Source organism: Pseudomonas sp. GW821-FHT01C01 (assembly GCF_059422645.1).
The window spans coordinates 97927-111812 of record NZ_JBWKXF010000013.1 but is presented as its reverse complement, the minus strand read 5'-3'; the positions used below and the strand labels follow the sequence as shown (position 1 = coordinate 111812).

Below are 13886 nucleotides of genomic sequence, written 5' to 3'. Positions count from 1 at the left end.
CCCCCCCCACCCCCCCCCCCCCCCCCCCCCCCCCCCCCCCCCCCCCCCCCCCCCCCCCCCCCCCCCCCCCCCCCCCCAGGCCCGGCCCTTCGGGTTGTGCCTTAAAGCGGGCCAGGCTGCGTTGCAGGCCTTGGAAAGGGAGCAACCATTCCCAGCGGCCTGCGCCTTGCCTGGCCCGCTTTAAGGCGACAACGCGGCGTGGAAACTAATTGAGAAGGCCCCCTACGCCCGCCCGAGCAAACGCTTGGTTTTATTCACTCACGCAGAAGCCGTATGACCCGCTCCCCGTTCCGCCGTCTTGTGTTTGGCACCCTGCGCCGACTGTTGTACCTCTGGGTTCGCTCCGAGACGATCAACCAGTCGTCGTTCACCCTTAACCTCGACCGCAGTCGTCCGGTGTTCTACGTCCTGCAAAACCCTTCGCTGACCGATCTCGCCGTGGTCGACACCGAGTGCAGCAAGGCTGGCCTGCCGCGTCCGGTGCTGCCGGTCTCGGTGGGTAACCTGCTGGAACCCGCCGCGTTCTTCTACCTGACACCGGACCCGGACTGGCTCGGCCGCCAGGACAAGCGCGGCGCACCGCCAACCCTGACTCGCCTGGTCAGCGCCCTGAGCCAGAATGCCGCCGAAGACGCGCAGATCATTCCGGTCAGCGTGTTCTGGGGCCAGTCGCCGGACAGTGAAAACAGCCCATGGAAGCTGTTGTTTGCCGACAGCTGGGCGGTGACCGGGCGTCTGCGTCGCTTGCTGAGCGTCATCGTGCTGGGGCGCAAGACCCGCGTGCAGTTCTCCGCGCCGATCCACCTGCGTGAACTGATTGAGCACGACAAGGGCCATGAGCGCACTGTGCGCATGGCCCAGCGCATTTTGCGGGTGCACTTCCGCAACCTGAAGGCCGCGGTGATCGGCCCGGACATTTCCCACCGCCGCAACCTGGTCAAAGGCCTGCTGAACCAGCCACAGGTCAAACAGGCGATCCTCGACGAAGCCGAGCGCGAGAACATTTCACCGGAGAAAGCCAAGGCCCAGGCCCTGCGATACGGCAACGAAATCGCCTCGGACTACACCTACACTGCGATCCGTTTTATGGAAGTGGTGCTGAGCTGGTTCTGGAACAAGATCTACGACGGCATCAAGGTCAACCACATCGAAGGCGTGCAGACAGTCGCCCAGGGTCACGAAGTGATCTATGTGCCGTGCCACCGCAGCCATATCGATTATCTGCTGCTGTCCTATCTACTGTTCCGCAACGGCCTGACCCCGCCGCACATCGCCGCCGGGATCAATCTCAACATGCCGCTGATCGGTGGCCTGCTGCGGCGTGGCGGCGCGTTCTTCATGCGCCGCACGTTCAAGGGCAACCCACTGTACACCTCGGTGTTCAACGAGTATCTGCACACCCTGTTCACCAAGGGCTTCCCGGTGGAGTACTTCGTCGAGGGCGGCCGTTCGCGCACCGGGCGCATGCTGCAACCGAAAACCGGGATGCTGGCGATCACCCTGCGCAGTTTCCTGCGTTCCTCGCGCATGCCCATCGTGTTCGTGCCGGTGTACATCGGCTACGAGCGTGTGCTGGAAGGCCGGACCTACCTCGGTGAATTGCGCGGGGCGAGCAAGAAGAAAGAGTCGATCTTCGATATTTTCAAAGTCATTGGCGCACTCAAGCAGCGCTTCGGCCAGGTCGCCGTGAACTTCGGCGAGCCGATCAAACTGGCGGAATTCCTCGACAGCGAGCAGCCGGACTGGCGCAAGCAGGAACTCGGCCCGCAGTTCAGACCCGCCTGGCTCAACGAAACCACCAACCGTCTCGGCGAGAAAGTCGCCCGGCATTTGAACGAAGCGGCGGCGATCAACCCGGTCAACCTCGTTGCACTGGCGCTGCTGTCCACCAGCCGCCTGGCTCTGGATGATCGCGCCATGGCGCGGGTACTCGACCTGTATCTGGCGCTGTTACGCAAGGTCCCCTACTCGCCACACACCACCCTGCCGGAAGGTGACGGCCGGGCGTTGATCGAGCATGTGAAGGACATGGACCTGCTGTCCGAGCAGAGCGATGCCCTGGGCAAGATCCTCTATCTGGACGAGCAGAACGCGGTCCTGATGACTTACTACCGCAACAACGTGCTGCACATCTTCGCCTTGCCGGCGCTGCTGGCGAGCTTCTTCCAGAGCGCATCGCGCATGAGCCGCGAACAGATCCTGCGCTACACCCGCGCGCTCTACCCGTACCTGCAAGCGGAGCTGTTCATTCGCTGGTCGCTGGATGAGCTGGACGGGGTGATCGATCAATGGCTGGAAGCCTTCGTCGAACAAGGCCTGCTGCGTTTCGAAAACGACGTGTACCTGCGTCCGGCGCCGAGTTCGCGGCATTTCGTGCTGCTGACGCTGCTCTCGAAAAGCATCGCCCAGACTCTGCAACGCTTCTACATGACCGTGTCGCTGCTGCTCAACAGCGGCCAGAACAGCATCAGCGCCGAAGAACTGGAGGACCTGTGCACGGTCATGGCCCAGAGGCTATCGATCCTGCATGGCCTGAACGCCCCGGAATTCTTCGACAAGAGCCTGTTCCGCCACTTCATCCAGACGATGCTCGACCTTGACGTGCTCAAGCGCGACGAAGCGGGCAAGCTGAGCTATCACGAACTGCTCGGTGAACTGGCCGAAGGCGCGGCCAAGCGCGTATTGCCGGCAGAAATTCGCTTGTCGATCCGGCAGGTGGCGTTGCATCGCAGTGAAGATGCGGCGGATCAAGCGCTCCCAGCGCCACAGGCCTGATGCAGAACCTGTGGGAGCGGGCTTGCTCGCGAAAGCGGTGTGAAATGCAACATCTCTGTTGTCTGATACACCGACTTCGCGAGCGAGCCCGCTCCCACATCTCTACAGGCGCCAGGCTGCTTCTGGCGCCTTCGATACGGAGATCTCCGATGAAAAAACTCTCTATCCTGGCAATGAGCACCCTGCTCGGTGCCTGTCAGTCGATTCAACCTGCGGCGAAAACCAGCCTCGACGGTGAAGTCTTCTACCTGCAACGCAGCGCCCTGCCGCCCACCGCCACCCTGAGCGTCAGCTTGCAGGACGTGTCGCTCGCCGACGCACCGGCCGTGGTCCTCGACGAACAGAAAGGCCAGGTCAAAGGCCAAGTGCCGCTACCGTTCCATCTGAGTTACGATCCGGCACAGGTCAAACCGGGTCATCGTTACTCAGTCAGCGCGCGTATCGAAGTCGACGGCAAGCTGATGTTCATTACCACCGAAAATCACGCTGTACGCCTGGACGGTACCGACCCACAACCGCTGAAGGTCCGCGTTGACGCGGCCCGCTAAATACCTTTGAAAAAGGAAGTTGCCATGCTCCGCCCTACCCTCCGCTTTGCCGGCCTGTGCGCAGGTTTGATGATCTCCGCCAGCGCCCTGGCGCTGTCCCTCAGCGACCTGTCGCAGAAAGACGCCACAGGCGGGCTCAAGGACGCGCTGACCCAAGGTGCACAACTGGCCGTAAAACAGCTCGGTACCCCGGGCGGCTTCAGTAACAACCCGGAGGTGAAAATCGAACTGCCGGGCAAACTGGGCAAGGTCGCCAGCAAAATGAAACAGTTCGGCATGGGTGACCAGGTCGATGAACTGGAAGCCAGCATGAACAAGGCCGCCGAAACCGCCGTGACCCAGGCCCAGCCAATCCTCGTCGATGCCGTGAAGAAAATGACTGTGGAAGATGCCAAGAGCATCCTCAGCGGCGGCAATGACTCGGCCACCCAATACCTGAACAAGACCAGCCGCGAGCAGATCCGCGCCAAGTTCCTGCCGATCCTCAAGCAAGCCACCGACAAGGTTGGCCTGGCCCAGCAGTACAACTCGTTCGCCGGGCAAGCGGCAACCATGGGCGTAGTGGATGCGAAAAACGCCAACGTCGAGAACTACGTCACCGAGCAGGCCTTGAACGGTTTGTTCGAAATGATCGGCAAACAGGAAGAAACCATCCGCCAGAACCCGGCGGCTGCAGCGACCAGTTTGGCGAAGAAGGTATTCGGCACGCTTTAAGCCACAACAAAAACCCTGTGGGAGTGGGCCTGCCCGCTCCCACATTGGTTCAGGTCGTGGAGGCCGGTCGTAGAAAAAACACCCACTCCTGCCCCATTTTCCGTTTCTCGAACAGCTTCAATTCGACCAGCCCATTCAATGTGGCTGATGCCGTGTTGTAAGAGCACCCCAGGTTTTCCTTCACATTGACCGCGGTAAATTCCTTGGCCATTCCGCTCTTGGCCACTTGAAACACGGCCCGCTGATTCTCCGTGAGTTGGTCGAGAAAACCACTTTCCCGCAGCCATCGATCAAAGCACTCAGCATCAACCAGACTTTTCCGATACGTCTCGGTAAAACTGCCCACGGCACGCAGCACCACCGAACACTGGAAATCGATGAAATACGTCAGATCCAGATCATCCGCCTCGGTATCCAGGTATGAGCGCCCGTACTTCACCGGCGCATTGCGTAACAAGACGCTGATCGCGATGTAACGGAACGCCGAGAAGTCATTCTTGAACATGAACCAGTAAAACAGCGCCCGCGCGACCCGACCGTTACCATCGCGAAAAGGATGCTCGTAACCTAGGGCAAAATGCAGAGCGATGCCTTTGATCAATGGATGAAGGTAATCCGCTTGATGGAGGTTGTTATGGGAATGGTTGATCCATTGCGCCAGCGCCTGCAAACGCAACCCAATACCTGCCGCAGGCGGCGGCGTATGAACGGTGTTGCCCTCGCCATCCTGCACCACGACATCATCACGGCTTCTGAACACCCCCGGCGAATACTGCGGATCATCGATGCCCTCGACGCCAACGCGGTGCATCGCCATGATCAACTCAACGCTCAGAGGCTCGTAGCGCTGCTCCCAGGCGAAGTTCATCATCTTGAAATTACCGATGACCATTCGCTCGTCCGGCGTGCGCGGCAGGCGATGACGCTTGAGCATGTCCTTGGCCACGCGTGTCGTGGTTGCCGCGCCTTCGAGCTGGCTGCTACTGATGGCTTCATCTTCGATCAGGTCATTGAGCAGATAACTGAAGTGCGCACGCTCCCCGATCTGGCCGGTCATGTATTCCAGCACGGCGGTTGTCGTTTGCCGGTCCACCGCGGAAATGGCCTTTTGCGCTTGCGGCGTCAGCACGAATTGCAGCCACCGGGAAGGCTCTCCCAACGGCAAAAGGTTCGAATACTGCGCAGCCCGGGCTTTCTTGACCAAAGCCCAACACAGGTTCGAATCCAGCCCCGGAGCCCAGCGATAGCGCAATGCATCGAATGGCAGATAACGCCCCTGATCATCCAGGGGCTTGAGCAGAGCGAGATAATCCGAAAGGCGTTCCTTGTTCGGTGATTGTCCCAACCGATCAAATACCGGGTCGGACCACCCCCTCAACTTGGGTGGATTTTTCATGATTGCTGTCTCAAACAGTCGTGAAACCGAGTTCTGAATACAACACTCAAACCACTGCACCTCAATATCAGACGAGTCCGAGATTGATGTAGGAGCTGCCGCAGCCTGCGGCAGCTCCTACAAAAGCTATTGCGGTGGATCGAGATGATCCAGCACACCGTTCACTGATAGCTGTGCGAGGACAATCAGCTGCTGAATACCGAGCACCAGATTGCAGGTTGGGCCCGTCAGGATGGACGACAACTCAGTTGCCATCACATTGGCTGAAGCGAGAGTTTCATAGGCGTGAACCAAGAGGGTTTCGGAGTTGATGCCTGGGCGGATGGTGAAAATTGGGCAGGGGCGGTGTGGATTTCTCGTTTGTTTTTCGAATTCAGAGGCGGAGGGATCCGGACTGTCTTTGATCATTGCGAAGCTCCCAAAGTAGGCGCCTAACAAACTATTGGCGGGCTTGCAGTCCCGGTCGCTGAATTGGCAGCGACGGTCAAAGGCTAGAGATCGTGCTTCCGACGGGCAACCTGAAAGTCTTGTGGGAATGGTCTGAATGTTTGATTAGGCGATAAACATTGTTGGCCATCAGGCCGCCTTCGCGAGCAAGCCCGCTCCCACAATTTGATCGGTGGGCATCAGCAAGAAATTGGTCGGCTGGCAGGCAGCCTTCGCTGGCAAGCCAGCTCCTACAGGGGATGGCACTCACTGCTGCTCTTCACCACTCATCAGGCCGAGCGTTAGCTCGCCTGCAGCTCTTGATCTTGATCCACCCGCCCCCTCGGCAGGCTGAGGGGAGGCGTTCATCCGGGGGTGGGCGCGCAGCGCCGTTCGGCGAAGCCGAACACATCGAGAGGAGGTCGAAGCGAAGCCGACCGGAGGCGATGCCCCCGGATGAATGCCGGAGCGAAGGAACCCCGAGCCTCAGCGAGGGGCCGTACGTAAGGGGCGAGACCTTTTGGTTACTTTTGGGGCGTTTGCCAAAAGTGACCCGCTGTAAGAGCGGAACCATAAGCCGCCGTTACCGCAGAAACGGATATGTACTCAATCAACCAGGAACCTGGTCGGCCCGAAGGCCGCCAAGGTCAAACGGGTTCTTTGCGAACCCGGAACCAGGCCGCATACAACGCCGGCAAAAACAAAAGCGTCAACGCCGTAGCAACGATCAACCCCCCCATGATCGCCACCGCCATCGGCCCGAAAAACACGCTACGCGACAACGGAATCATCGCCAAAACAGCAGCAAGCGCCGTCAACACAATCGGCCGGAACCGCCGCACCGTCGCCTCGATGATCGCCTGCCAAGGCTTCAACCCGGCAGCAATGTCCTGCTCGATCTGATCCACCAGAATCACCGAGTTACGCATGATCATCCCCGACAAGGCGATGGTCCCCAGCATCGCCACAAAACCGAATGGCTGGCGGAACACCAACAGAAACAGCGTCACCCCAATCAACCCCAGCGGCGCCGTCAGAAACACCATCGCCGTGCGCGAAAAACTGCGCAGTTGCAGCATCAGCAAGGTCAACACCACCACGATGAACAACGGCACGCCGGCCTTCACCGAGTTCTGTCCACGTGCGGAGTCCTCCACCGTGCCGCCGACATCCAGCAAATACCCATCGGGCAGTTCGGCGCGGATCGGATCGAGAGTCGGCATGATTTGTTGCACCAGCGTCGCCGGTTGCTCCTTGCCATAGATGTCAGCGCGAACCGTCACGTTGGGCAGGCGGTTGCGGTGCCAGATGATGCCCTCCTCGAAGCCGTACTCCAGGGTCGCGATCTGCGACAGTGCGACGCTGCGACCGTTATCGGTCGGCACCGCCAGGCTCGGCAGCAACGACAACTCGGTACGCTCATGCACGGTGCCGCGCAACAGGATCTCGATCAACTCGTTGTCTTCACGGTACTGGCTGACGCTGGAACCGGTCAGGGAACTTTGCAAGAACCTCGACAGGTTCGCCGTACTCACGCCCAGCGCCCGCGCGCGGTCCTGATCGATGTTCAGGTAGACGACTTTGCTCGGTTCTTCCCAATCCAGGTGAACGTTGACCACATGCGGGTTCTCGCGAACCTTGGCCGCGACTTTGCGCGCCAGCGCCCGCACCTCCTCGATATGCTCACCGGTCACCCGGAATTGCACCGGATAGCCAACTGGCGGACCGTTTTCCAGACGCGTGACCCGCGAGCGCAGAGCCGGGAATTGTTCGTTGAGGGTTGAGATCAACCAGGTGCGCAGGGCCTCCCGTTCTTCGATGGTTTTCGCCAGGACAACAAACTGGGCGAAGCTCGCCGCCGGCAGTTGCTGATCCAGCGGCAGGTAGAAGCGCGGCGAACCGGTGCCGACGTAGGCCACGTAATTGTCGATCCCAGCCTTGTCCTTGAGCAGCGCTTCGAGGCGTTTGACCTCGTCGGCGGTGTTGCTTAGCGAAGCGCCTTCGGCCAGTTTCAGGTCGACCATCAACTCCAGGCGACCCGATGCCGGGAAGAATTGCTGCGGTACAAACTTGAACAGCACGATGGAGGCAATGAACAACAGCACGGTCGCCAGGATCACGGTTTTGCGCCAGCGCACACACCACTCCACCAGACGCCGGACACGCTGATAGAACGGCGTGCCATACGGATCGGGCTGACCGGCACCGTGTTTGGCGGCGTGAATCTTCGCCAGGTCTGGCAGGAGTTTTTCCCCCAGGTACGGCACGAAGACCACCGCGGCCACCCACGACGCCAACAGCGCGATGGTGACCACCTCGAAGATCGAACGGGTGTATTCGCCCGTGCCCGATTGCGCCGTGGCAATCGGCAGGAAGCCGGCCGCAGTGATCAGCGTACCGGTGAGCATCGGGAACGCGGTGCTGGTCCAGGCATAACTCGCCGCTTTGACCCGGTCGAAGCCCTGCTCCATTTTGATCGCCATCATTTCCACGGCGATGATCGCGTCGTCCACCAGCAAACCCAGGGCCAGTACCAGCGCGCCGAGGGAAATCTTGTGCAGACCGATGCCGAGGTAATACATGCAGGCGAACGTCATCGCCAGCACCAGCGGAATCGCCAGCGCCACCACCATGCCGGTGCGCACGCCGAGGGAGAAGAAGCTCACCAGCAAAACAATGGCCAGCGCCTCGACCAGCACTTGCACGAACTCGCCAACCCCGGTTTTCACCGCCGCCGGCTGGTCGGAGACTTTGCGCAGCTCCATACCGGCCGGGAGGTTTTTCTGGATACGGGCGAATTCGACTTCCAGTGCCTTGCCCAGCACCAGAATGTCACCGCCGTCCTTCATCGCCACCGCCAGGCCGATGGCGTCTTGCGCCATGAAGCGCATGCGCGGCGCCGGTGGATCGTTGAAACCACGCCGCACATCAGCCACATCGGAGATACGGAAGGTGCGATCACCGACGCGGATCGGGAAGTTCTTGATCTCGTCGACCGTCTGAAAATTCCCCGTCACCCGTAGTTGCAATCGCTCGCTGCTGGTTTCGAAGAAGCCTGCCGTGGACACCGCGTTCTGCTCTTCAAGGGCTTGCTGGACAGCCGCCAGCGGCAAGCCGAGGGTGGCGAGCTTGACGTTGGAGAGCTCGATCCAGATTTTCTCGTCCTGCAACCCCAGCAGTTCGACCTTGCCCACATCCTTGACCCGTTGCAGCTGGATCTGGATGCGGTCGGCATAATCCTTGAGCACGGCGTAGTCGAAACCCTCGCCGGTCAGTGCGTAGATATTGCCGAAGGTGGTGCCGAATTCATCGTTGAAGAACGGCCCCTGAATCCCCGGCGGCAGGGTATGACGAATGTCGCTGATCTTCTTGCGCACCTGATACCAGAGCTCCGGGATCTCCACCGAGTGCATGGAGTCGCGCGCAATGAAGGTCACCTGGGATTCGCCGGGGCGGGAGAACGACACGATGCGCTCGTACTCGCCGGTTTCCATCAGTTTCTTTTCAATACGTTCGGTGACCTGGCGCGAGACTTCCTGGGCGGTCGCTCCGGGCCAGTTGGTGCGAATCACCATGGCCTTGAAGGTGAACGGCGGGTCTTCACTCTGGCCGAGCTTGGTGTAGGAAAGTGCGCCGACAATGGCCAGCAACAGCATCAGGAACAGGACGATCTGGCGATTACGCAGCGCCCATTCGGAAACGTTGAAGCGCATTGGGGCTTACTCCTTGTCCGCCAGATTGACCACGCGATTGGAGCGATCCACCGGGCGTACCTGCTGCCCTTCGAGAAGCACATGGACACCGGCGGCCACCACCCAGTCGCTGGCGTTGAGCCCTTCAAGCACCGGTACGGTTTTCTCGCCGAAGGCACCGACGCGCACCGGGGTTCTCTTCAAGGTGTTGTTGGCGCTGACGACCCAGACATAGGTCACGCCATTTTCGGCGGTCAGCGCAGACAGCGGAACGGACAGAGGCACCACGTCGGCGGCCTGCACGAACACTCGGGCGCTCTGGCCCAGTTCCACCGGAACCTTGCCGGATGTGAAGGCGATGCGCGCCGCGAATGTGCGGGACTTTGGATCGGCTGCTGGCGACAACTCACGGATACGCCCTTCGAAACGCTGGTCGGGCTGGGTCCAGAGTTCCACCGACACCGGTTCACCGACCTTGAAGCGACCGAAGTTTTGCTCCGGCAGGCTGATCAACACTTCACGCTCGCCATCGGTAGCCAGTGTGAACACCGTTTGCCCCGCGGCCACGACTTGCCCGACTTCCACCAGACGCTTGGCCACGACGCCGTCCTGCGGCGCACGCAACACGGCGTAGCTGGCCTGGTTATTGGAAACGTTGAATTCGGCTTTGATTTGCTTGAGGCGGGCTTCGCCGGAGCGGTAGAGGTTCTCGGCGTTGTCGTACTGCGAGCGGCTGACCAGCTGACGTTCCATCAGGGTTTTATAGCGATCACGCTCGGCGCGCACCATGTTCAGATTGGCTTCAGCGGCGGCGACCTGGGCACGAGTGGCTTCCAGTTGCAGGCGCACGTCCTGAGGATCGAGCTCCGCCAAGGGTTGATCGGCCTTGACCCGCTGCCCTTCCTCGACCAGTCGTCGGCTGACTTTGCCGCCAATACGGAACGCCAGATCCGGTTCATAACGCGCGCGAACTTCACCGGGATAGCTTTCCATGGACTGCGCCGAAGGCTCTGGCTGAACCACCATGGCCGGGCGCACACTGACTTGCGGCGCCTCTTCGTGACCACACGCAGACAATAAAAAAGCCAGGGTGACTGGCAACGCGAGGGGCAAGGCATAGCGGAACATGGTGAAGGACCTTTCGCTAATGGTGCTTTGAATAATTATACTGAGCAGTATGTTATTAATAGCAAACTCACCAGTCCAGTAATAAAAACGAATATGCCAAACAATCTTTCAGCACCCAATGGCCCAGGCAGACCCAAGGATTTGGTCAAGCGCCAGGCAATTCTCGATGCGGCGAAAGTGCTGTTTCTGAGTAAGGGTTACGCCAATACCAGCATGGATGCCGTTGCAGCCGAGGCCGGTGTGTCGAAGCTGACGGTCTACAGCCACTTCAACGACAAGGAGACGCTGTTCTCCGCCGCCGTGATGGCCAAGTGCGAGGAGCAGTTGCCACCGCTGTTCTTCGAATTGCCGGAAGGTGCGGCAGTGGAAACCGTGCTGCTGAACATCGCGCGCGGTTTTCATCAGCTGATCAACAGTGATGAGTCCGTGAACCTGCACCGTTTGATGATGACCCTGGGCAGCCAGGACCCGAAACTCGCGCAAATCTTCTTTGAGGCCGGCCCAGAGCGCATGCTGCATGGCATGGAACGCTTGCTGAGCCGGATCGACGAAAGTGGCGTGCTGACCATCGACAAACCGCACAACGCCGCCGAGCACTTCTTCTGCCTGCTCAAGGGCGCCGGGAATTTCCGCTTGCTGTATGGCTGCGGCGAACCACCGGTTGGCGAGGCGGCGGAGAGTCATGTGCGGGAAGTTGTGGGGTTGTTTATGCGGGCTTATCGGCCTGAGTGAGCCTGATGGATTTGTGCTGTCTGGGCGGGCGCCATCGCTGGCAAGCCAGCTCCTACAAGGGGCCGGACTTTCTGTAGCGAAGCAGGCGACTCGGTCTTAAGGCTTGAGCGCCTTCTTCGGATAGATGTCATACCGACTGGACTTGCCGTCCAGCGCATGACTCGGTTTCGGCCCTTCGATGCACGGTGCCTTGCGCGGACGCTTGACCACCACCCGATGGCTGGCCAGGGCCAACGCGGCTTCGAGCAATGCCGGCGCATCCGGGTCATCGCCCACCAGCGGCCGGAACAGGCGCATTTCCTTCTTCACCAGCGCAGTTTTCTCACGGTGCGGGAACATCGGGTCGAGATAGATCACCTGCGGCGGTTCGCCCTCCCAATTGCGCATCACCTCGATCGAGTTACCCTTGAGCAAGCGCATGCGCGCGACGATCGGCGCCACGTCGAAATCTTCCGCGCCACGGGCCAGTCCATCCTCCAGCAAGGCACCAATCAGCGGTTGACGCTCGATCAGGCTCATCTCGCAACCGAGGCTGGCCAGCACGAACGCATCCTTGCCCAGCCCGGCCGTGGCGTCCAGTACGCGCGGGCGCACGCCCTGGGCAACACCGACGGCCTTGGCGATCATCTGCCCGCTGCCACCGCCATACAACCGGCGATGGGCCGCACCGCCCTCGACGAAGTCCACCCGCACCGGCCCCGGCGCATCCGGCCCGAGCTGTTGCAGTTGCAAACCCTGGTCGCCCACCTGCAAGGCAAATTCACCGTCAGCCACTTGCATCGGCAAGCCCAGACGCTCGGCCCATTGCTCGGCTTGTGGCTCGAAAGCCGCGTCCAGGGCCTGGACATGGATGCGGCAGGCCGCAGGTTGATCAATCATCGGAAAACACGCTCAAAAAATTAATGATCGGCAAAAACTGCCGATAACAAAACTATCGAGCATTTTGCCAGAGCTGAGCGTCGACCGAGAGAAATGTCAGACATTCAACCCACATTCACAGGTTTTATCTCGCCCTACGGCGACTACAACCTGCGAAATACCCAGGCACTGAGCGGCGTCAGCCATATCTGGCAGGATTTCTTTGCCCGGGCGCTGGCCGAACAGTCGGGTGAAGTGCTGCCGCAATCGTTGAACTTTCCACCGGTCGACATCGAAAGCCCGGTTGAACCTACCGTCGGCAGCGAACTGCTGGCGCACATCGTGTCCCAGCGCGAATGCGACGTGACGGACACTGTAATCCGCCCGCCCGAGCCGCTGTTCCTGCCGATTGCCGAACTCGAAATGGACCTGGCAGACAAACCACGCCCACCGTTCCCGACGGCTGAAATCGTCGCCCAGCAAAAACAGCAGGACTTCGAAAGCGGCTGGGTTCGCCCGATCGTACTGAACGCCGGTCAGCCGGTGCCACAAGCCGGCCCTGCCCCGCAACCGCGTCCGCTGCACCTGCCCATCGCCGAGTTCGACCTCGACCTGCTCGACAAGCCGTTCCCGCCGTTCTCGCCAGAAGAACGGGTGGAGCAGCAGAAACAACTCGATTTCGATAATGGCTGGGCCCGCCCGATCATCCTGCAGAACCTGCGCATCGCCGCCTGATCCTCAGCACCCCGCCACACACTCAATGTTCAGCCTTTGAAGAACTGATTGGCCTTCTGGTACGGCATCGACCGGGACGTGAAACCGAACGTGCCTGACGTCTGGATTTCTTCGGCGGCGCGAAAGAACTCGCCATACGCCGCCAGTGCGAGCGCCGAGCCCACGCTGATGCGTTTGACGCCCATTTCACTCAACTGCGCGACCGTCAGCTTCAAGCCGCCCGACATCAACACATTCACCGGTTTTGGCGCCACCGCGCGCACCACCGCCAAGACATCCTCGGCGCTGCGCAGGCCCGGTGCGTAGAGCACGTCGGCACCGGCCTCGGCGAATGCCTGCAAGCGGCGAATCGTGTCGGCCAGATCCGGATTGCCGTGCAGGAAGTTTTCCGCCCGGGCAGTCAATGTGAAGGGGAACGGCAAGCTGCGAGCAGCAGCGACAGAGGCCTCTATTCGCGCCACGGCGTGTTCGAAACAGTAGATCGGGCCTTCTTCGCGGCCGGTGGCATCTTCAATCGAACCACCGACAGCACCGACCTCTGCCGCGCGCAAAATGCTTTTGGCGCAATCGGCCGGGTTGTCGGCAAAACCGTTTTCCAAGTCCACGGCAACCGGCAGGTCAGTGGCGGCAACAATCGCCTGAACATTCAGCAGGGTATCGTCGAGGGTCAATCCGCCATCGGCACGCCCCTGGGAAAAGGCATAGCCGGCACTGGTGGTCGCCAGCGCCTCGAAGCCGAGGCTGACGAGCATTTTCGCCGACCCGGCGTCCCACGGATTGGGAATCACAAAAGCGCCTTGGCGTTCGTGAAGGGCTTTGAACGCCTGGGCTCGAAGGGTTTGCGCATCCATTGGCAGGCTCCTGAAGAGGGGGAAGTCCGCC

The 13886-nt window shown here is 60.5% G+C and carries 11 protein-coding genes; 5 read left to right on the top strand and 6 right to left on the bottom strand.

Annotated elements, in window-relative coordinates; all coding sequences use genetic code 11:
• Positions 1-273 precede the first annotated feature (273 nt).
• The 3 genes from plsB (at position 274) to AC07XF_RS11665 (ending at position 4037) form a co-directional block, all read left to right on the top strand.
• Entirely contained in the window at positions 274-2775 is a 2502-nt protein-coding gene (gene plsB / locus AC07XF_RS11675; protein ID WP_495026612.1) for a glycerol-3-phosphate 1-O-acyltransferase PlsB, read from the top strand.
• Between the two features lie 149 nt (positions 2776-2924).
• Positions 2925-3323 carry a YbaY family lipoprotein gene (locus AC07XF_RS11670; protein WP_007990311.1) on the top strand — a complete coding sequence of 133 codons (399 nt, stop codon included), beginning with the start codon at positions 2925-2927 and terminating at the stop codon, positions 3321-3323.
• Positions 3324-3347: 24 nt separating this feature from the next.
• On the top strand, positions 3348-4037 hold the full coding sequence (locus AC07XF_RS11665) for a DUF4197 domain-containing protein (protein WP_495026611.1): 690 nt from the start codon (positions 3348-3350) through the stop codon (positions 4035-4037).
• Between the two features lie 49 nt (positions 4038-4086).
• Here AC07XF_RS11665 and AC07XF_RS11660 read toward each other — a convergent pair whose 3' ends face one another.
• The 4 genes from AC07XF_RS11660 to AC07XF_RS11645 all read right to left on the bottom strand — a co-directional run bounded on the left by AC07XF_RS11660 (position 4087) and on the right by AC07XF_RS11645 (position 10679).
• Positions 4087-5433, bottom strand: coding sequence for a Fic family protein (locus tag AC07XF_RS11660; protein WP_495026610.1), 1347 nt, complete (start codon positions 5431-5433; stop codon positions 4087-4089).
• 126 nt (positions 5434-5559) lie between these two features.
• Positions 5560-5841: a DUF6124 family protein gene (locus AC07XF_RS11655; protein WP_495026609.1), complete on the bottom strand. Its 282-nt coding sequence runs from the start codon at positions 5839-5841 to the stop codon at positions 5560-5562.
• A gap of 665 nt (positions 5842-6506) precedes the next feature.
• Positions 6507-9572, bottom strand: coding sequence for an efflux RND transporter permease subunit (locus tag AC07XF_RS11650; RefSeq protein ID WP_495026608.1), 3066 nt, complete (start codon positions 9570-9572; stop codon positions 6507-6509).
• A 6-nt stretch (positions 9573-9578) separates the two neighbouring features.
• Positions 9579-10679: an efflux RND transporter periplasmic adaptor subunit gene (locus AC07XF_RS11645; RefSeq protein WP_495026607.1), complete on the bottom strand. Its 1101-nt coding sequence runs from the start codon at positions 10677-10679 to the stop codon at positions 9579-9581.
• A gap of 93 nt (positions 10680-10772) precedes the next feature.
• On the opposite strand from AC07XF_RS11645, the gene AC07XF_RS11640 reads away from it, so the two are divergent.
• Positions 10773-11411, top strand: a complete 639-nt coding sequence (locus AC07XF_RS11640) for a TetR/AcrR family transcriptional regulator (protein WP_495026606.1) — start codon at positions 10773-10775, stop codon at positions 11409-11411.
• Between the two features lie 96 nt (positions 11412-11507).
• Here AC07XF_RS11640 and AC07XF_RS11635 read toward each other — a convergent pair whose 3' ends face one another.
• Complete coding sequence (locus AC07XF_RS11635) at positions 11508-12290, bottom strand: class I SAM-dependent methyltransferase (protein ID WP_008019582.1); 783 nt, start codon at positions 12288-12290, stop codon at positions 11508-11510.
• A 93-nt stretch (positions 12291-12383) separates the two neighbouring features.
• Between AC07XF_RS11635 and AC07XF_RS11630 the strand changes: the two genes are divergently transcribed.
• Positions 12384-13004 (top strand): energy transducer TonB, encoded by a 621-nt coding sequence (locus AC07XF_RS11630; RefSeq protein WP_495026605.1) that lies wholly within the window; start codon positions 12384-12386, stop codon positions 13002-13004.
• Positions 13005-13033: 29 nt separating this feature from the next.
• On the opposite strand, the gene AC07XF_RS11625 is transcribed toward AC07XF_RS11630, so the two are convergent.
• Positions 13034-13855 carry an isocitrate lyase/PEP mutase family protein gene (locus AC07XF_RS11625; protein WP_495026604.1) on the bottom strand — a complete coding sequence of 274 codons (822 nt, stop codon included), beginning with the start codon at positions 13853-13855 and terminating at the stop codon, positions 13034-13036.
• Positions 13856-13886: the final 31 nt, after the last annotated feature.